This is a genomic window from Sporosarcina sp. ACRSL (genome assembly GCF_022346605.1).
Classification (GTDB): domain Bacteria; phylum Bacillota; class Bacilli; order Bacillales_A; family Planococcaceae; genus Sporosarcina.
In genome coordinates, this window is record NZ_JAKRNT010000010.1 from 151,020 (window position 1) to 170,208 (window position 19,189).

Sequence of the window (19,189 nt, forward strand, 5' to 3'; positions counted from 1 at the left end):
TTTATTTATCTTGATAGACAACCTTTATTTTTTTTATATACCTTCTATAAATGAACATCGTAACTGAAAATAGTATGGCGATGATCGAGACGACTTGAGCAGCCCTAATGTCTCCTCCGTATAAACTGTCCGTCCTCATCCCTTCGATAAAGAATCTTCCGATTGAATACCATGTCAAATAGAAGAAGAACATCTCTCCTCGTTTTAATCGAACTCTCCGAAGCAGAAGAACAATGATTAGACCGACAAAGTTCCATAATGATTCATAGAGGAACGTTGGATGATAGGTCACGCCATTGATCGTCATTTGATTCATAATCCAATCGGGAATCCATGTGTTGTTCAGAAAGCTTTGCGAAACAGGACCGCCATGTGCCTCTTGGTTAATGAAATTCCCCCAACGACCAATGATTTGGCCGATCAATAGGCCCGGCACCGCTATGTCCACCACTTTCCAGAAGGAAATGCCGCGCATTTTCGTATACACATACGTCGTTAAAAATGCCCCGATCAACGCACCGTGGATCGCTATGCCGCCTTCCCAAATTTTAAAAATATCGGCAGGGTTATCTTTATAAGAATCCCATGAAAAAGCAACGTAATAAATCCTTGCACTCGCGATGGAAATCGGCACTGCCCATATGAGCAGGTCCGTTAAGAAATCCGGGTGCATCCCCCGCTTCACCATCTCTTTTTGAACGACAAGGAATGCAAGAATAATACCGGTAATGATTAATATTCCGTACCAACGGACATCGATTGGCCCTAAACTGAAGGCTATTGGGTTTATTGACAGTAAATCAAACATTCGTTTACTCTTTCCCCTCTTCATCAGATTTCGTTGCATCTTGGCTAATCGCCATATTCAGCTTATTTGAAAATGTTTCTGCTGCATTGATGCCTAATCTTTTCATCCGATAATCCATAGCAGCAACTTCAATGATGACCGATAAGTTCCGCCCCGGTCTAACAGGGACAGTGAGCTTTGTCACTTCTGAATCCATGATTTTCATCTTTTTTTCATCAAGGCCCAATCGATCATACACTTTATCCGGATTCCATGCTTCCAAATTAATGACCATTAAAATCCGTTTATCATCTTTTACAGCACTCGCGCCAAATAGCATCATCATATCGATGATGCCTACGCCTCTAATTTCGAGCATATGCCTTAGAAGTTTCGGCGAATTTCCGATTAACACGTTTTTTGCCACTTGCCTTATTTCAACGGCATCATCCGCAACTAGACGATGACCTCGTTTAACGAGTTCCAATGCCGTTTCACTTTTACCCACACCGCTTTTCCCGGTAATTAATACACCGATTCCATACACATCTACGAGCACGCCGTGAACGATTGTCATAGGAGCTAACTGACCTTCGAGGTAATTTGTCAGCATCCCCGAGAATCTTGTCGTCGGAAGGTCCGTCTGTAAGACCGGGATTCCCCGCTCTTCCGCAATTTGCTTAAGCTCAATCGGGCATTGCATATTATGTGCAATGATGAAAGCCGGTGTGTCCTTGGAACAGAGCCGATCCATTCGATCTTGACGATCAGCGTCACCTAATTTGTTGAAAAAGGAAAGTTCTGTTTTTCCAAGAATTTGAATTCGAGTTGCCAAGTAAAAATCAAAATATCCGGCCATTTCAAGTCCAGGCCGAGATATGTCACTTGTAAGGATATTTCGTTCAATTCCTTTCTCACCTGCAAGAATGACAAGTCCAAAACGATTTTGAACGTCTTCCACTGTTACATCAGACATTTCCTCGCCGCCTTTCTACGTTGAACGTGCATCCCCACTACAGGAGCGGTAGATGTTTCATTTGCAAAGTCACCTTATCCACCATTTTACCATGAACAATTACAATTGAAATGTTTTCGTCCAAATTTGTCCACTCCCGATTCGAAATAGACTATATAGTTTGCGAGGAGGAGATCCAATGGCAACGATGATAATTGATGCGGGTCATGGCCCGAAGACGCCGGGAAAACGATCACCGGATGGAGCGTTATTGGAGTTCCAGTTCAATTGTGCAGTGGCGGAACTGCTGAAGCTTTATTTACAACAGGAAGGAATTGACGTCTTCTTCAGCCACGAGTATGGCCGGGATGTGCCTTTATGGGAACGAACGGCCATCGCCAACAGGCTGAATGCGGATGCATTCGTCTCCATTCATGCAAATGCCTACGGGAACAATTGGAATGAGGCACACGGAATCGAAACGTTTACGTACCCGCAAGTGGGCAAACAGACTTCTCGGTTGGCTGAACAGATTCATCACTCGTTAGTTGCTGCATGCGGACGGAGAGACCGGGGGATCAAAACAGCAAACTTTGCCGTGTTGCGGGAAACTAAAATGCCGGCTGTCTTAGTGGAATGCGGCTTCATGACGAATCGTGAAGAGGCGAATCTGTTGCTATCCAACACGTACCGCGTCCAATGTGCAAGAGCCATTAGCTTTGGTGTATTGAATTGGCTTTACTTTACATGACTTCTATAGGGATGCCCAGAAATGTCAGACTGACTTATTTACGGCGGCTTTTTATAAGAGCGTAGTGAACCAAAAGTCACAATATGAGCATAACTAGTCAAAAATCGCGCATAACTACTTGGAATTCGCGCAAAACGAACGTAAACTCGCGCATATCACGCACAAACTCGCGCAAAACTCACAGGAACTCGCGCATAACTTTTCACCGCAAACAGGAACCGCCTGATAACTCGCCAAACCGCCTGAAGCAACCACATATTCGCCTAATAACAACGTCTGAGATTACCGCAAAACAAAAAAGATGAAGGAAAATGCAGCATTTTCCTTCATCTTTATTACTCCCAGGCAGATCAATTATGTTTCACATTATAGCAAACGATGACCGAGCCTGTTTTCGCTTCTCCGTTAATATAGAAAGGCTTTGACTCGCCTTCCATATCTTTAATGAAGATAATTTTTCGCTGTAGGATCTGTTCTTGCTCCGTCGTTTTCGTCACATCAGCAAGCTGAAGGTCCAGACGGCCCATATTCGTCGAAATTTCTCCCCGTAGAGGAATATCGGATGGAATATACAACTCCACGGAACCACTCACTGTTGTCGCATCGATTTTTTGTGCATTTGCATCAGTCGTTGTAACAACGACGTGGCCATTGAGCGATTTTGCATCGACATCTTTCAAATTCCCCGACACGTACACACGGCCGTTCATCGTTTCGGCTTCCAGTTTTCCACCGTTGCTATCGTTCAAACGGATGGATCCGTTACCCGTTTCAAGCTCAGCTTCTTTGAACTCAATCCGATCGAGGTCAATTTTTCCGTTTCCTGTTTTCGAATAAAGTCGATCGACCGTAATGTCTTTCGTCGTAAAATTCCCGTTCAGGAGTCTTACTGCGATTTTACGGTAGTCTTGTTTCGGGATAAACAGGTCGACAGAGACTTGGCTGAATTTCAAATCGCTTAAATAACTTAGCTTGCCTTCGTCCTTCACGAAAATCAATTTGTCTAGAAATTCCTTCTTCGCGTCTTCTTCCGATTTACCGTTAAACGTTTTAACGGTAAACTCCGCGCGGATTTCCGGATTTTCGGTTACGTGGAGCGACACGCTTCCGTTATCGACGTCGACAAGAATTTCATCGAAGTCATTAGCTTCTTTCACAATCGTATGGTGGAATGTGGAGCTGTTTCCAAATGGCGCATCAAAGTTGAACCCTTTCATTCTTTCCACGGCAGTTTGCATGAACTGCATGAAACGATCTCCGACAGTTACGAAATCTTTCCGGATATCTTCAATGAATTCATCCATTGACTGATCTTTACCTTTCGAATACTCGCGCTTTGGATGTTCTCTTTCCTCCGTTTGCGCAGCGCCACTATTACTAGAAGTCTGAGTTTTTTCCATTGCTTCCAACAGGGTCAAGGCTTCGTCCATTGAGATTGTTCCGTTTTCCAACATTGTCAATATTCGTTTACGCTCTTCTTGCATCTTCCCGCCTCCTAGAAATACTTATGATCTTCGTTACGCATTAGAGATTCCCCGTATTAATGTAACGTGGAGACTCCTCAATACTAACTATATATACGAATCATCTGTCAGAAGGTTTCATTTTTTTACCGATGCAGCATTTTCAATTAGATCTTTCATTCGTTGTTGATCACGTTCCAATATCGGCTTCAAATAACGACCTGTATAGGACGTCTCGTTTTCAGCCACTTGCTCTGGAGTACCCATCGCAATGATTTGGCCGCCTTTATCCCCGCCTTCCGGTCCGAGATCGATAATATGGTCAACCGTTTTGATGACGTCCAAATTATGTTCGATCACAAGAACCGTATTTCCTGAATCAACGAGCCTTTGCAATACGACAAGAAGCTTCTCGATATCATGGACGTGGAGACCTGTCGTCGGTTCGTCCAAAATATAAAAAGATTTCCCGTTCGAACGTTTATGCAGTTCTGATGCAAGCTTTACCCTTTGCGCTTCCCCGCCAGATAGCGTCGTTGCTGGTTGTCCGAGTTTCACATATCCGAGACCTACATCAACAATCGTTTGAAGCTTCCTGCTGATTTTAGGGATGTTTTCAAAGAAAACGAGAGCATCTTCAACGGTCATGGATAGAACATCCGCAATGTTTTTCCCTTTGTATGTCACTTCAAGCGTTTCGCGGTTATACCTTTTTCCGTGACACACTTCACAAGGGACGTACACATCCGGAAGGAAATGCATTTCAATTTTGATGATGCCGTCTCCGCGGCAAGCTTCACAACGCCCGCCTTTCACATTGAAGCTGAAACGGCCTTTTTTATACCCTCTCACTTTCGCCTCGTTCGTCATGGCGAAAACGTCCCGGACATCGTCAAATACACCTGTATATGTCGCAGGGTTCGACCTCGGCGTCCGTCCGATCGGTGATTGATCGATATCGATAACTTTTTCCAATTCCTCGAGACCTGTAACGGATGTAAATTTCCCAGGCTTCTGCTTCGATCGGTTCAACTTTTGTGCTAGCACTTTGTAAAGAACTTCATTGACGAGCGTACTCTTTCCTGAACCGGATACGCCTGTTACTGCAATGAATTGGCCTAACGGGAAATCTGCATCGACATTTTTCAAGTTGTTCTCAGAAGCGCCTTTAATGGAGACGACCCTACCGTCTGACGGACGGCGTTCAATCGGTAGTGGGATGAACTTCTTACCGCTTAAATATTGACCGGTTAATGAATTCGGATCGGCCATCACTTCCTCTGGCGTTCCAGCTGAAACAATTTGTCCTCCGGCAGCACCTGCCCCTGGTCCGATATCAATCAAATAGTCCGCAGCAACCATCGTATCTTCGTCATGTTCTACGACAATAAGCGTATTCCCGATATCTCGCATGCTTTCCAACGTTCCGATAAGTCGGTCATTGTCACGCTGATGGAGTCCGATCGAAGGTTCGTCCAAAATATAGAGGACGCCTGTCAATCTTGACCCGATTTGCGTCGCAAGCCGAATTCGCTGTGCTTCTCCACCTGACAACGTGCCCGCGGCTCTTGATAACGTCAAATAATCGAGTCCGACATTGACGAGGAATCCTAGTCTTTCGCTGATTTCCCGCAAAATGAGCTTTGCGATTTCCGCATCTTTTTCAGAAAGGACGAGACTTTTGAAATAGCGATCCGCTTCCGTAATGGATAATGAAGTCACTTCTCCGATATGCGTGCTGTTAACTTTAACAGCGAGCGTTTCTTCTTTCAAACGGTAACCATCACAAGTCGGACAAGCTCGGCTCGCCATATATTTTTCCATCTGTTCGCGAATATAATCGGAAGATGTCTCTTTGAACCGGCGCTCAACGTTTGCAAGTACACCTTCAAAATAGATGTTGTTCGAACGTGTATTTCCAAACTCATTCGTATATTTGAAAAGGATTTTTTCTTCTTTTGAACCGTAAAGGATAATATGAAGATCCTCATCCGACAAATCGCTCACCGGCACATCCATCGGTATTTTGAAATGCTTGCAAATCGTTTTCAATAGCTCCGGATAGTATTGAGAGCTCGTCGGGATCCATGGTGCAATCGCGTCTTCATTTAATGAAAGAGATTTGTCCGGAATGACTAGATCCGGGTCGACCTCAAGTTTGGTACCAAGACCATCACAATCGGGACAAGCCCCGAAAGGACTGTTGAACGAGAACATACGCGGTTCCAGCTCACCGATGGAAAATCCACATGCCGGACAGGCGTGATGCTCACTGAACAATAACTCTTCGACATCGATTACATCGACAATCACATTTCCTTCTGCCAATCGAAGTGCCGACTCCAGGGAATCGCTCAGCCGAGCTTCAATCCCCTCTTTCACAACGATCCGGTCAATCACAACTTCTATCGTGTGTTTCTTGTTTTTATTCAACTCAATATTATCATCGAGATCGATCACGTCCCCATTGACACGGATCCGGACATACCCTTGCTTTTTAATGTCCTCGATCAGCTTCGCATGCGTCCCTTTCCTGCCGGAGATGACAGGTGCTAGTATTTGAATTCGGGAGCGTTCCGGTAGCTGCATGATCCGATCAACCATCTGCTCGATCGTCTGAGATGAAATTTCAATACCGTGATTCGGACATATCGGCTTTCCGACCCGTGCAAATAGCAACCGTAAGTAATCATAGATTTCCGTTACCGTTCCGACCGTGGAACGCGGATTGCGGCTTGTCGTCTTCTGATCGATGGAAATCGCGGGCGACAGTCCTTCAATCACATCCACATCCGGCTTGTCCATCTGGCCTAAAAACTGCCTCGCATAAGCGGAAAGTGATTCGACATAGCGCCTTTGCCCTTCCGCATAAATCGTATCGAACGCGAGGGACGATTTCCCCGATCCCGACAAACCCGTCATAACGACGAGCTTGTCACGAGGAATGCGGATATTGACATCTTTCAAATTATGAACCCTTGCCCCTTGAATGACGATTTCCTTGTTTTTCATCGCATGTTCACCCTTCAGCTTTCAATTCTAATATCGTATCACGCAATTCGGCCGCTCTTTCGAAATCAAGCGCTTTGGCCGCCTCTTTCATTTCCTTTTCGAGAGTCGCGAGCAATTTCACTTTATCAGCTTGCGACAACTTCTTGCCCTTCGTCACTTTTTCAACTGCAGATCTTTCATCCTCGGCAACTTGAGTTGCCCTGATGACATCGCGTACTTCTTTTTTGATCGTCGTCGGCGTGATGCCATGCTTTTCATTGTAGGCAATCTGGATTTCCCGGCGTCTTGCAGTTTCATCGATCGCCTTTTTCATCGAATCCGTATAACGGTCTGCATACATGATCACTTTTCCTTCTGAGTTACGAGCCGCCCGGCCAATCGTTTGGATAAGCGATCGTTCAGAACGGAGGAATCCTTCTTTATCCGCATCTAATATGGCAACGAGCGATACTTCAGGAATATCGAGCCCTTCCCTTAACAAGTTGATGCCGACAAGAACATCATAAGTACCTAAACGGAGTTCCCGGATGATTTCAATCCGCTCTAGTGTTTTTACTTCAGAATGCAAATATTGAACTTTGACGCCGATGTCCTTCAAATAGTCCGTCAAGTCTTCGGACATCTTTTTCGTCAACGTAGTAATCAATACCCGTTCATTCCGTTTCGTACGCTCATTGATTTCCTCGATTAAATCATCGATTTGCCCTTCAATTGGCCTTACCTCGATAATTGGATCAAGCAACCCAGTCGGTCTAATAATCTGTTCCACCATCTCAGGTGTATGCTCAATTTCATACGGACCTGGAGTTGCGGAGACGTAGATTGCTTGGTTTGCATATCTCTCAAACTCCTCGAACATCAGTGGCCTATTATCCAAAGCGGATGGCAGACGGAAACCATGGTCGACTAACACTTGTTTCCGTGCTTGGTCACCGTTGTACATCCCGCGGATTTGCGGCAATGTAACGTGGCTTTCATCAATGACGATGAGAAAATCATCCGGGAAATAGTCTAGCAATGTGTATGGAGTTGCTCCTGCTGGCCGTAATGTCAAATGCCTTGAATAGTTTTCGATTCCGGAACAGAAGCCCATTTCCCGCATCATCTCCAAATCGTACCGGGTGCGTTGCTCCAACCGTTGTGCTTCCAAAAGTTTATCTTCCTTACGCAATACGGCTAACCGTTCTTCCAATTCCGCTTCGATGTTGGCAATTGCCTTCACCATTTTCTCTTCTCCTGTGACGAAGTGGGATGCCGGGAAGATTGCGACATGTTCACGTTCACCTAAAATTTCTCCTGTCAGTGCATCCACTTCCCGGATTCGGTCGATTTCATCGCCAAAAAATTCAATACGGATGCAATGCTCGTCTTGTGAAGCCGGGAATATTTCGACGACATCCCCTCTCACCCGGAAAGTACCCCGAATGAAATTGATATCGTTTCTTGAGTATTGGACGTCGACGAATCGGCGGAGAAGTTCATTCCTGCCAATTTCCATCCCAGTCCGAAGAGAGACGACGTGCTTGCCGTACTCCTCAGGCGAACCGAGGCCGTAAATGCAAGAGACGGACGCTACGATGAGCACATCGTTCCTTTCAAATAAAGCTGACGTTGCCGAGTGACGCAGCTTATCGATCTCATCGTTGATCGTCGCGTCCTTTTCTATATAAGTGTCCGTGTGCGGAACATATGCTTCCGGTTGATAGTAATCGTAGAAACTGACGAAATACTCGACCGCATTATTTGGGAAAAACTCTTTAAACTCGCTATACAATTGGCCAGCGAGTGTTTTGTTATGTGCAATGACGAGTGTCGGTTTATTAATTTCCTTAACGACGTTCGATACAGTGAACGTCTTCCCTGTTCCTGTCGCACCTAAAAGTGTCTGATGCTTTTTGCCTTCTTTGATGCCTTCTACAAGTTTTGAAATGGCTGTAGGCTGGTCGCCTAACGGAACGTAGGGAGCACGTAAATCGAATTTCTGAACCATAAGAGCCCCTCCCCTAATGAATTATCTTTATTTTAACATAGACAGTGCAAAGACCAAAGAAATAAGAGAACGTATGTTTTAAAAAGTTTTTCATATAATAAAAACCGTTGATTTACGCTACAGTCGGACGCTTTCCGCGGGCGTCGCTTCAGCCAATTGAACCACGAAGAGTTCGATTTGCCGTATTTCTGCGTTCTTTGCAGAAATTAAGGCATCCTGCCATAGCCTGCTCGCAACGCTGCGCTTGTGCTCGCAAACGCCGTTCTTCGTGACGGCTTTTTTCAATCAACTAAGTCCATACAACTCAGCAACGAATAAAAAATAAAAATAAAAAGCGGGTCTACACAGCTAATCGTAGGAACGACTAGCGGGCAGCCCGCTTGCATTTGATCAATTTTCTTCTAGCTTCATTAATTCATCCGTCAACTCATTGAAGGCGTACTCGTCCTTTTCATCAAGTGCGAGATCGATTAGCTTCAAGAGACGTTTTTTCGTTTGCTCTCGATGAATATGGTTCAGGAATAGATCCATATAAATATCATTTAATAATCTCTCCGCTTGAAGCGAAGTACTATTTTTTCCCACGGCTTTTAAAAACTCGGCATATGAATAATTGTTTTCCATCTCCCTCACCCCTGATGCCTTTTTTCCATTATACATAAATTCCAGGAGCAGTTGCAAGGTTTTTGAGAATATTCTATTTTTATTTTTTCAGTTCATTGTTCAAGCTTCTTCTGTTTTTCCATTCGAAACACGTAATGTCACTTCAGAAACGATGAGTACAATAACCGACAAAATGACAGGTGTTATTGCAATTCCGATCGTGAGAAGACCTGTCGCCAAGACAAAAATTGCCTGAAGCAATTGAACGCCGCTGACCGTTTTGCGGATGGCAGGCACTCTCGTATTGTCCATTTCCGGGAAAAGCATATCCATTCGGAAATCATCGCCCGCCCGTAATGCATGGACCAATTGGATTGATGAAGCGAACGCTAACGCTCCGATAAAAATATAAACGACAATCGGGAACGGAATGAGGGCGACCCCAATAACTGACAAACCTGTCAATCTGACCCAAAGCCAAAAAATATCATCCGTCCTGACAAGCGTTCTTCGCAATAAATAGCGCTGCGGTGACGTTTGTCCGAATTGTGCAGAACGCATCAGGAATCCGAGCCATGCACGGCGGCTCACCGATCCTTTCAAATGAGGAACGTCGGTGAAATAATTGGCAAACCGGTAGAAACGCATCATCCGATTTTGTTCGACTGTAATGAAATGCTCGTATGGAAATGGATTTGCTGCACTTCTTTTCTTCCAATATAAATAGTAGACAGCCATTAATAAGCCGATAAGCGGAACGAAATAAGGGCTGCCCGCTAGCATTACATATAAAAGTAATGCCGCTAACACGAACCGGACAATCCAATCTTTCCATATCCCTTTCCCTTCATTGGCACGACGGTAATGGAATTCGGATTCGACATACAACCATTTTACAAGAAAAATGACGACGGCAGTCAAAATGAGTTGTTGTTTGCCTCCTGCTCCCGTAGCCGATAATAAAGGAAGGAACACAATATATAATAATAACGGTACTGGTAACTGCGAGAAGAAAGTATAGCGTAAAGAACGCCTCATATAGTCATCGAGCTTTTTCTCAAGCGGAAGGAAAAAGACGATATCCGCAGGTTTCATTAACGTCACGGGTGTCCCTATACATAACGCAGCACCGATGACAACAGCCGCAATGATAGCAGAAGGAAAATCTGATGGAACTTCTTTCAACCATTCACTATATGCATAACCACCCGCACCGATCGTGAAGAGGAGAACGATTGCCAAATGGCCGGTAAAGACGAATTTCATGTACTTTTGCAGTTCCGTCATGTAATGAACAAACCGATTTCCCCATATTTCACGCAAGCTGTTCATGATCATTATCCTCGGTCATCGAAATATAGAGTTCGTCCAATGAGGCGTTTGGCATGTTGAACGCTTTCCTCAAGTCATCCATCGTGCCTTGCGCCCTCACACGTCCCTCATGTAGCACAATAATCCGGTCACAATATTTTTCAGCAGTGGAAAGGACATGGGTGGACATCAAAATAGAAGCACCATCCGCTTTCCTTTCGGATATTTGATCGAGTAACGATCGGATGCCGATTGGGTCAAGACCGACAAACGGTTCATCGATAATATATAAGGAAGGTTCCACTAAAAATGCGCATAAGATCATGACCTTTTGCCGCATCCCTTTTGAAAAATGCGACGGAAACCAATTCAAACGCTTCTCCATCATGAATTCTTTTAATAGTATTTCAGCACGCGCTTCATACGCATCACGGTCTAGTCCATACGCCATCGCTGTGAGCTCAAGATGCTCTTTCAATGTGAGTTCTTCATATAAAATCGGTGTTTCCGGAATATATGTGAACGCTTTACGATACACTTCAGGGTTTTCACGAAATGTAACGCCATTCACGACAATTTCGCCTTGATGTGGATTCATGAGGCCGATAATATGTTTAATCGTTGTACTTTTCCCGGCTCCGTTCAAGCCAATTAAACCGACTAACTCACCTTTGCCGATTTCAAATGAGAGCTCATGTAGAACGGGTCTACGTGTATATCCACCTGTCACTTCTTTTACTTCAAGAATTGCCATAACCATCCTCCATTCTTGCTTTCATTTTACCAAATTGTGAACGTAAATGCTTTGTCCATCTTTCACGTGTTACAAGAAATTATGCTACACTTGTGTCATTAATGAGTAGTTCTCCCATTTACACAATAAGAAGAAGCGGAAAGGATGAACGCAAATGACATCATGTGTGTATTGTAGAATTATTGAAGGAACCCTTCCTAGCGAGAAAATCTATGAGGATGAGCACGTCATCGCCCTTATGGACATCATGCCTGTGACGAAAGGGCATCTATTGCTTATTCCAAAAAAACATTTGGAAAACCTTTATGAATTTACCGAAGAAGAGGCTTCCCACCTATTTTCGGTCGCTCCGAAAATTGCGAACGTCTTAAAAGAGGAATTTAAGCCTGCGGGGATGAATTTGCTGCAAAACAACGGAGCACCTGCCGGCCAAGCCGTCTTCCATTTCCATATGCATTTCATTCCAAGATATGATGAAACGGATGGATATCATTCGAATTGGAATCCAAAGGTTGAAGAATTTACTCAAGATCGGATCAAAGAAATCGCACAACAGATTCGAAAACGATTCGGAAATGAATAACCCCTTGCCAGTTCATACTATTAGCTGTATACTTTTCATAAGTTTTCGCTGACGATCACGAGGATACGTCAGGAGAGCCAAAATAGAGCCTAGTTGAGGAGAGATGAGAATTGAATACAAGAAATCTTATGTTGATGGCGCTTTTAGTAGCTGTCGGCGCAGCATTATACTTAGTTATCCCTGGTTATGGGGAAGGTATGAAGCCTGACTTCATGCTGACGATGATGTTCATCGGAATCTTTTTATTCCCAGATGTTAAGAGCGTCTTTTTGCTCGGCGCGACGACGGGAGTCATTTCAGGGATCTTCACAAGCTTCCCCGGAGGATTCATCCCGAATATTATCGATAAATTCATTACGGCGTTTGCCATCTATGCGGTTATCGTCCTGCTTCAAAAAGCCGCGAATCATTTGATCACTTCAACAATTATTGCTTGCTGTGGAACTCTGTTATCCGGAACAATCTTTCTATCTGTCGCCATTTTCGTCATGGGCGCGAAAGTCCCATTTGGCTTGTTGTTCGTAACAGTCGTCCTTCCTGCAGTTGCGATGAACGGGATTGCATTTTTCATCATCTACCCGATCATCAAGACAATGTTGAAGCGTACCTCATTCAAAACAGCATTATCCAACTAATAACAAAAGCTTTTCCCTTAGGGGGGAAAGCTTTTTTCATTTGCCCAGAACTGTTTGCCATGTTTTAATTAATATATGAAAAGGAATACTATTCAAAATGAAAGGAGTGCATTTCATGAAAGCATCTACGTTTCTAGCAGGACTCATTGCAGGATCAGTGACGGCCGCTGTCACTGTGTTATTCTCCACTCCACAAACAGGCAGCGAAATCCGCTCGTCCGTTAAAAGCGCTTCAACCGACATGAAGCATAAATTGAATGACGTTAAAGGAAAAATTTCCGAGTTGAAAAATTCAATTACACATATGACGAAGGAAGCGAAAGAATTGGTTCCGGAAGCCGTTAATGGAATTAAAGGATCGATTGAACAATGGCAAATCTCTACGGAAAGTAACAGACTCAAACTCGAAAAGGAACTTTCCGCGATCCAAAACTCGCTCGCTGAACTCGAACAAACCATTGCGGCACAGCAGAAATAAAGAATATGTCTATAGACAAACTCAAAATATGTTGAGTTTGTCTTTTTCCTGTAATAAAAACATTGCTTTCCGTTCTGGCGCTCGCTTTCCGCGGGCATGGCTTGAGCCTCCTCGTCCGCTTCGCTACCTGCGGGGTCTCAAGGCTCATGCTATTCCCGCAGGAGTCGGCGCCTGCACTCCAAGCAACTTAGCTTCTATATATAATGTTTTCTTTATAATATTACCAATCAAAAACCCCCGGGTAAGCACTGTTTAAGTGTTAACTCGAAGGTTTAATAAAAAGTAAGCAGCTTTTATCACCTTTGCTGAATCGTCATTTCCTCCCACGAATAATTTGGTATAGTTGCAATCCATAACGTATCTCCCATGATATCCACATCCATAACGATGGAATCAACTGCATCAAACACTTTTTCAGGTTTTCTTTCATCTTTCGTGTTGACGGAATAAATAGACTCCCCTCTATGTGTGTATCCGAATAAATTCTCACTTTTTTTAATAAACTTCACTATCCTTTCATCAACTTGAATTTTTCTCCAATTTTCCTCTTGAAGATTTCGGATCCAAATTCCACTTTGTGTGGTAATGAATAGCCTATTATGAATCACTTTCATATCATCAGGTAGATCATTATGATTTGGCAGGGCCATCTCATTCCAATCATCATTTATCTTTTGAATGATCTTCCTATCTTCCGTGAGCGCTACCAAATCACCATTATCCGAAATTTGAATCTCATAAAATGGTTTAGGAACAGTTGCTTGTTCCCAGCTCTTCCCTTGATTTGTTGAATAATAAATTTTTCCGCTTGATAGGACAGCTATATGATTGTTGATAGAATAATCGACGCGCTCAATCGTATGTTCTAACGAAAGGATATTCCTTCCTTTTCTTTTTGATGTAATACCTGTCCATAATTCTTTTTCTGTTGCTACATATAACTGCTCATTCATATCAAACCACGCATGTGTTACATAATTATTAGCTTTCAGTTCTGTCCATGACTCCCCATTGTTATTGCTCATTTCAATAAAAGGTTGCTTGGTTGTACTAAATTGTGTTGGCTTTTTGTCTCCCAAAACGACTAATTTGTTTTTACCAGCGACAACTCCCGTAATCGCCATCCCTTTTTTGGTCAGGTTATCGGTTCCTTTACGTTTGGATAGTAATCCACCGCCGTATGGTAATTTATGAATAGCACTGACCACATCTCCAGTTTTGGCATTGAATGAAATTCGAGCAAAACGGTTATCTCGATCATTTCCAACTACGGTTAGCAAGGGGATACCATCGATATTATCAAGTGTAAAATGATACCCTGTAGCCCAATCCTTTCCTTGCTGTAGTCCGTATTTCTCCTTTGCTAATTGGAGAACATCAGAGCTATCCAACTTGATATCATCGTAGGGTATTGTTGGACCCGGAGATTGCTTACTCGGTCTAAACACTGTAATTTTCTTTTCTGAGATACCGATTAGTACATAATCATCTGTCCCTGGAACTATAAAGATCATAAACCAGCTAAAACGTTTCCCTGTTTTTCCTCTCGAGCCTCCCATCTTTTCATCCACACTGTTTACACTAGTAAGTGCTACGTTTACATTCCATTCTTTTGCTCGCTGGAATCCGATATCAATCGCTTCTTTTAGCGTAATTTCACCATCTGAAGCAATTACTCCACGATCAATAAAATTCAAAAGAATAATAAAAACAATTAACATACAAGAGACTTTTTTAAGAAACACTAAATTACCTCCATCCCATAACGAAGTAGGCATATTAATTCATTGATTAATGTGCCTACTTAGAATGGAGTAAACACTTCGATATATACCATCTTAGATCCTTTCTTCTAATGAAACACTCACATGATTGTCTACTCTGATCTTTTCCAATCCTCGAATGTTTTTATTCTTATAAAATACTAGTTGATTGGAGTGTAAGGCGGCGACTCCTGGGGGATTAGCGGGACAGGTGAGACCCCGCAGGTAGCGATAGCGCAGCGTCGCGGACGAGGAGGCTCACCGCCCGCCCCCCGGAAAGCGTCCGCCTGAAACGGAAATCAACGTTTATAGAACAATTAACTTTGTTATAACAAGCACTAGATTGGAATATCTAACCATTTAATCATACTCTTTTTCTCTTCTGATATGTTTAATATTATTGTTTTCTGAAACAATAATATGCAAGATTCCCTCTGGATAAAATGGTCTTTCTCTTAATTGAGAAATTGTACGCCAAATAAGTTTTATTTTTGAATTCTCTTTATGTACATAGGTTTTCTTATTCTTTTCATCGATTGAACACCAATGGATTAAAGTACAGTCATGTCTTTTCTTCCCATCATACTGAATAATACTTTCACTCACGCAAGCAAGTTTTCCAATATCCAACGATAAATCATATTCCTCAATCAACTCCCTTTTAATCGCATCCACGGCTGTTTCACCGAATTCAATACTTCCACCTGGAAGACGGTAAAAACTTTCATCTACATCACATTGCACAAGAACTTCTGTTTTGTCTTTAGTAACGATAATTCCTTCGGCTCTTAGCAAAGGTATATTCACATAACCAACTCCTTAATTGTTGTCCATACATCTTCTACCTTTCTGTTCAATACTCCTGCTTCAACTTAACTGCCCTCTATTTCCGAATCGGTTAGGAAATTCAACGTTTATTGAACAATTAACTTTCTTATTGCAAATATTGGATTGGAATATCTACCCATTTATGCAATAATAAATGACACCAGGTTATGAATATATAGTATTTTTGGAATTTCAACTTTTTTATTTGAAGCTTTCCTGCTATAATGAAAAAAGATAACTATTTGAAGTTGGAGGTATTTCATGGCTGAGCTAAAGTTTTCCCAAAAAGAAGCAATGATTTATAGTCAACGCGTTGCCCAGATGTCAAAAGCTCTTTGGAAAGCAGTTGAAAAAGATTGGCAGATGTGGATAAAACCTTATGACTTAAATATTAATGAACACCACATTCTTTGGATTGCCTATCACCTGCAAGGAGCAACGATATCGGATGTCGCAAAATTCGGTGTTATGCATGTATCAACAGCTTTCAATTTCTCAAAGAAACTGGAAGAGCGAGGCTACTTGCAATTCTTCAAGAAAGACGACGACCGTCGCAATACATACGTATCAGTCACCGAAGAAGGGATCGAACTCCTTCACGACATGAATGAAAACTACTATGACACCGAGCACGGCATCCTTGAAGGCTCGCTTCCAATGAAAAGCATCTACGGAAAGTTTCCGGAATTCTTGGAAGTCATGTCAGTCATACGGAATATTTACGGAGAAGACTTCATGGAAATTTTCGAGCTCGGTTTCAAGAGGATCGATGAATCTTTTGATAGCGATTTAGCATCCTTAAGACTTGCTCAGGAAGAATCAGAAGAGATGCCCGAATTGCAAGCAGTTGAAGATAAATAATGTCATTTTCCCCTTAAGTCTGTTATGATGGAGTAAGGTTAAAAGGGGAGGAATTAATTTGATCCTTATTGTTACAGTCATGTTCTCATTGTTTTATTTATTCCAAATCAATAAAATGACATATGCATTATGTCAATCACGGGAAATTCCAGAAGAAAAGCAACCCAAAATATATCGTACGGTCAATATATTGATCACCATCCTTATTCTTTCGTTCTATCTTGAAGTGCTATTGAACGTGTAAATAAAGGAAAAAAGTCCAACCCCCTGCAATAGGGAGTTGGACTTTTGCTGCTTTTTTCGGTTTAGTACAAGAATGCAGCTCCGACGATGATCAACAAGATGAATAACACAACAATCAAGGCGAATCCAGAAGCGCCTGCAAATCCACCATATCCACTCATTGGAGCACCTCCTCTCTCTTTGTATCGTATGCTGGCCTTCTTTAACGTTTTAGGCACTTGGTAAGGAACCTTTTTGTTTTCTCATCGTTTTTATGGTATAGTATCAACTGTTGTACAGAAAAGTTAGGAGAGAAAACGCTCATGAAAAAAACAATTCTTGCATTGACGATCGCGGCCTCCGTATTAGCGCTCGCAGCTTGTAACAATGATCAAAAAGCGGCTGACGAAGAAATCATCGCTACTACAAAAGCCGGAAATATTACTAAAGAAGACCTATATGAAGAAATGAAGGATGCCATTGGCGTACAAGTTGTCGAAAACATGCTTCTTCAACGTGCGTTAGAAACGGAATACAAGGTTTCAGATAAGGAATTAGAAGAGGAAATCAAAGCTCGGAAAGAGCCTTTTGGAGAAAGTTTCCCACTCTACCTCCAACAACAAGGAATTACTGAAAGATTCTTTGAAAAGAATGTGAAAGCCGAATTGCTTCAGAAGAAAATGATCGAGTCACTGAAAGTATCTGAAGAGGATGTCGCAAAAGGTGTGGAACGTGCAAAAACGGAAGTCCATGCTCGTCATATCGTCGTTAAAGAAGAGGATACTGCACAAGAAGTCTTGACAAAATTGAATGAAGGTGGAGATTTCGCTGAATTGGCGAAGGAATATTCCACTGAGCCTGTTGCACAGCAAACAGGCGGCGACCTTGGATGGTTCGGGCCAGGTAAGATGGTGCAAGAATTTGAAGATGCAACGTACTCCCTTAAAAAAGGTGAAATTAGCGAACCTGTGAAGACAAGCTTCGGTTACCACGTTATCGAATTGCTCGATACACGCCCTGCTGAAACAGATAAAACCGAAGAGGAAATAAAAGCGGAAATTGAAGATAATTTGACACGTATTCAGTTCGGTGAGAAGCTCCAAGAACTGATTAAAGCTGCTGACGTCGACATCAAAGTGGAAGAGTTTAAAACTGCTTTGGACGTATATTTACCAGCAGAAGCTGATAAAGAAGAAAAATAATAGTAAAAGGGCTGCTTGCAAATCGATGGATCGTCGATTTGCGGCAGCCCTTTTCGTTATTCAATATTTGGTTTGTAGAATGATCGATTATCAAGAGGGAAAATCCTCTCCGTGAATTCACCATTTGCCGTTTTGGACAATGCCCGGTCGAGCATATTCATTTTAGCATCGATATTATCGATGTAATGAAGAACTTCCGCCTCCATGAGCATTGGCCGTTTCGGGCTTCCCCACTCTTCTTTTCCATGGTGGGACAGGACCATATGCTGAAGAAGCATCACTTCCTCCCCATGGATATCAAGTTCGTCTGCGGCTTTCGATATTTCATTCACCATGATCGTAATATGGCCAAGTAAGTTCCCCTCTATCGTATATTGCGTACCGATAGGACCGGATAGTTCTACGACCTTTCCGACATCATGCAATATGATGCCTGCATAGAGCAAATCCTTGTTCAATGAAGGATATAATTCGGCAATGGCCTTGCCAAGCTTCAGCATGGAAACGACATGATCGAGCAACCCGGACACATAATCATGATGATTCCGAGTGGCTGCCGGGTATACGAGGATATCTGATTGATGTTTCTTTAGAAGATGTCTTGTAATTCGCTGGATACTTGGATTCTTCATTTCAAACAGATATTGCAGCAACTCTTCAAAGAGCACTTCTTTGCTTTTCGCGGAAGATGGGACGAGATCGGAAATTGTCACGCCTTCCTCTTCTTTCGCCGGACGGATGCTCTTAATGCGCAGCTGGTTTTTCCCTCTGTATTCGTGTACTTCACCGCCAACTTTGACTATAGTTGAAGCCGCATACAGGCGCTCCTGTTCTTCTCCCGTATCCCAAAGCTTCGCCTCAATGTCACCGCTTTTATCTTGCAAAATAAGTGTCATGAAAGGGCTGCCCTGTTGGGTAATGCCCTTCGTCGATTGTTTAATGAGTAAGTAAAGATCAACCGGCTCCCCGACTTGATGTTCCATTATTTTTT

The 19,189-nt window shown here is 42.8% G+C and carries 19 protein-coding genes; 7 read left to right on the top strand and 12 right to left on the bottom strand.

Annotation, left to right across the window (positions count from 1 at the left end):
* Position 1 precedes the first annotated feature (1 nt).
* Together lgt and hprK are read right to left on the bottom strand one after the other, a co-directional pair.
* A complete protein-coding gene (gene lgt, locus MHZ92_RS15755; RefSeq protein ID WP_239432670.1) occupies positions 2-808 on the bottom strand; it encodes a prolipoprotein diacylglyceryl transferase in 807 nt (268 codons plus the stop codon).
* 4 nt (positions 809-812) lie between these two features.
* Complete coding sequence (hprK, locus tag MHZ92_RS15760; RefSeq protein ID WP_239432671.1) at positions 813-1,763, bottom strand: HPr(Ser) kinase/phosphatase; 951 nt, start codon at positions 1,761-1,763, stop codon at positions 813-815.
* A gap of 178 nt (positions 1,764-1,941) precedes the next feature.
* Here hprK and MHZ92_RS15765 point away from each other — a divergent pair, with 178 nt between their 5' ends.
* The gene (locus MHZ92_RS15765) at positions 1,942-2,493 is read left to right on the top strand and encodes an N-acetylmuramoyl-L-alanine amidase family protein (protein ID WP_239432672.1); all 552 of its coding nucleotides are present in this window, start codon (positions 1,942-1,944) and stop codon (positions 2,491-2,493) included.
* 350 nt (positions 2,494-2,843) lie between these two features.
* Here MHZ92_RS15765 and MHZ92_RS15770 read toward each other — a convergent pair whose 3' ends face one another.
* The 6 genes from MHZ92_RS15770 to MHZ92_RS15795 all read right to left on the bottom strand — a co-directional run bounded on the left by MHZ92_RS15770 (position 2,844) and on the right by MHZ92_RS15795 (position 11,626).
* Entirely contained in the window at positions 2,844-3,977 is a 1,134-nt protein-coding gene (locus MHZ92_RS15770) for a DUF4097 family beta strand repeat-containing protein (protein WP_239432673.1), read from the bottom strand.
* A 117-nt stretch (positions 3,978-4,094) separates the two neighbouring features.
* The gene (uvrA, locus tag MHZ92_RS15775) at positions 4,095-6,968 is read right to left on the bottom strand and encodes an excinuclease ABC subunit UvrA (RefSeq protein WP_239432674.1); all 2,874 of its coding nucleotides are present in this window, start codon (positions 6,966-6,968) and stop codon (positions 4,095-4,097) included.
* 7 nt (positions 6,969-6,975) lie between these two features.
* Positions 6,976-8,958 carry an excinuclease ABC subunit UvrB gene (gene uvrB, locus MHZ92_RS15780; protein WP_239432675.1) on the bottom strand — a complete coding sequence of 661 codons (1,983 nt, stop codon included), beginning with the start codon at positions 8,956-8,958 and terminating at the stop codon, positions 6,976-6,978.
* A 390-nt stretch (positions 8,959-9,348) separates the two neighbouring features.
* The gene (locus tag MHZ92_RS15785) at positions 9,349-9,582 is read right to left on the bottom strand and encodes an IDEAL domain-containing protein (RefSeq protein WP_239432676.1); all 234 of its coding nucleotides are present in this window, start codon (positions 9,580-9,582) and stop codon (positions 9,349-9,351) included.
* Between the two features lie 99 nt (positions 9,583-9,681).
* Entirely contained in the window at positions 9,682-10,893 is a 1,212-nt protein-coding gene (locus MHZ92_RS15790; protein WP_239432677.1) for an ABC transporter permease, read from the bottom strand.
* Positions 10,877-11,626, bottom strand: a complete 750-nt coding sequence (locus tag MHZ92_RS15795) for an ABC transporter ATP-binding protein (RefSeq protein ID WP_239432678.1) — start codon at positions 11,624-11,626, stop codon at positions 10,877-10,879. Before MHZ92_RS15795 ends, MHZ92_RS15790 begins: the two co-directional genes overlap by 17 nt.
* A gap of 154 nt (positions 11,627-11,780) precedes the next feature.
* Between MHZ92_RS15795 and MHZ92_RS15800 the strand changes: the two genes are divergently transcribed.
* The 3 genes from MHZ92_RS15800 to MHZ92_RS15810 all read left to right on the top strand — a co-directional run bounded on the left by MHZ92_RS15800 (position 11,781) and on the right by MHZ92_RS15810 (position 13,322).
* Positions 11,781-12,209, top strand: coding sequence for an HIT family protein (locus MHZ92_RS15800; protein ID WP_239432679.1), 429 nt, complete (start codon positions 11,781-11,783; stop codon positions 12,207-12,209).
* Between the two features lie 110 nt (positions 12,210-12,319).
* On the top strand, positions 12,320-12,844 hold the full coding sequence (locus MHZ92_RS15805) for a tryptophan transporter (protein ID WP_239432680.1): 525 nt from the start codon (positions 12,320-12,322) through the stop codon (positions 12,842-12,844).
* 115 nt (positions 12,845-12,959) lie between these two features.
* A complete protein-coding gene (locus MHZ92_RS15810; protein ID WP_239432681.1) occupies positions 12,960-13,322 on the top strand; it encodes a YtxH domain-containing protein in 363 nt (120 codons plus the stop codon).
* A 296-nt stretch (positions 13,323-13,618) separates the two neighbouring features.
* Here the strand turns inward: MHZ92_RS15810 and MHZ92_RS15815 are convergent, their stop codons facing one another.
* On the bottom strand, positions 13,619-15,067 hold the full coding sequence (locus tag MHZ92_RS15815; protein WP_239432682.1) for a WD40/YVTN/BNR-like repeat-containing protein: 1,449 nt from the start codon (positions 15,065-15,067) through the stop codon (positions 13,619-13,621).
* Positions 15,068-15,445: 378 nt separating this feature from the next.
* Positions 15,446-15,892, bottom strand: a complete 447-nt coding sequence (locus MHZ92_RS15820; RefSeq protein WP_239432683.1) for an NUDIX domain-containing protein — start codon at positions 15,890-15,892, stop codon at positions 15,446-15,448.
* Positions 15,893-16,174: 282 nt separating this feature from the next.
* Here MHZ92_RS15820 and MHZ92_RS15825 point away from each other — a divergent pair, with 282 nt between their 5' ends.
* Positions 16,175-16,774, top strand: coding sequence for an HTH-type transcriptional regulator Hpr (locus MHZ92_RS15825; RefSeq protein WP_239432684.1), 600 nt, complete (start codon positions 16,175-16,177; stop codon positions 16,772-16,774).
* A 58-nt stretch (positions 16,775-16,832) separates the two neighbouring features.
* Entirely contained in the window at positions 16,833-17,018 is a 186-nt protein-coding gene (locus MHZ92_RS15830) for a hypothetical protein (RefSeq protein WP_239432685.1), read from the top strand.
* A gap of 61 nt (positions 17,019-17,079) precedes the next feature.
* Here the strand turns inward: MHZ92_RS15830 and MHZ92_RS15835 are convergent, their stop codons facing one another.
* Entirely contained in the window at positions 17,080-17,178 is a 99-nt protein-coding gene (locus tag MHZ92_RS15835; protein WP_239432686.1) for a YjcZ family sporulation protein, read from the bottom strand.
* A 141-nt stretch (positions 17,179-17,319) separates the two neighbouring features.
* Between MHZ92_RS15835 and MHZ92_RS15840 the strand changes: the two genes are divergently transcribed.
* Entirely contained in the window at positions 17,320-18,198 is an 879-nt protein-coding gene (locus MHZ92_RS15840; protein ID WP_239432687.1) for a peptidylprolyl isomerase, read from the top strand.
* A 56-nt stretch (positions 18,199-18,254) separates the two neighbouring features.
* Here the strand turns inward: MHZ92_RS15840 and yhaM are convergent, their stop codons facing one another.
* Positions 18,255-19,181, bottom strand: a complete 927-nt coding sequence (yhaM, locus tag MHZ92_RS15845; protein WP_255723615.1) for a 3'-5' exoribonuclease YhaM — start codon at positions 19,179-19,181, stop codon at positions 18,255-18,257.
* Positions 19,182-19,189: the final 8 nt, after the last annotated feature.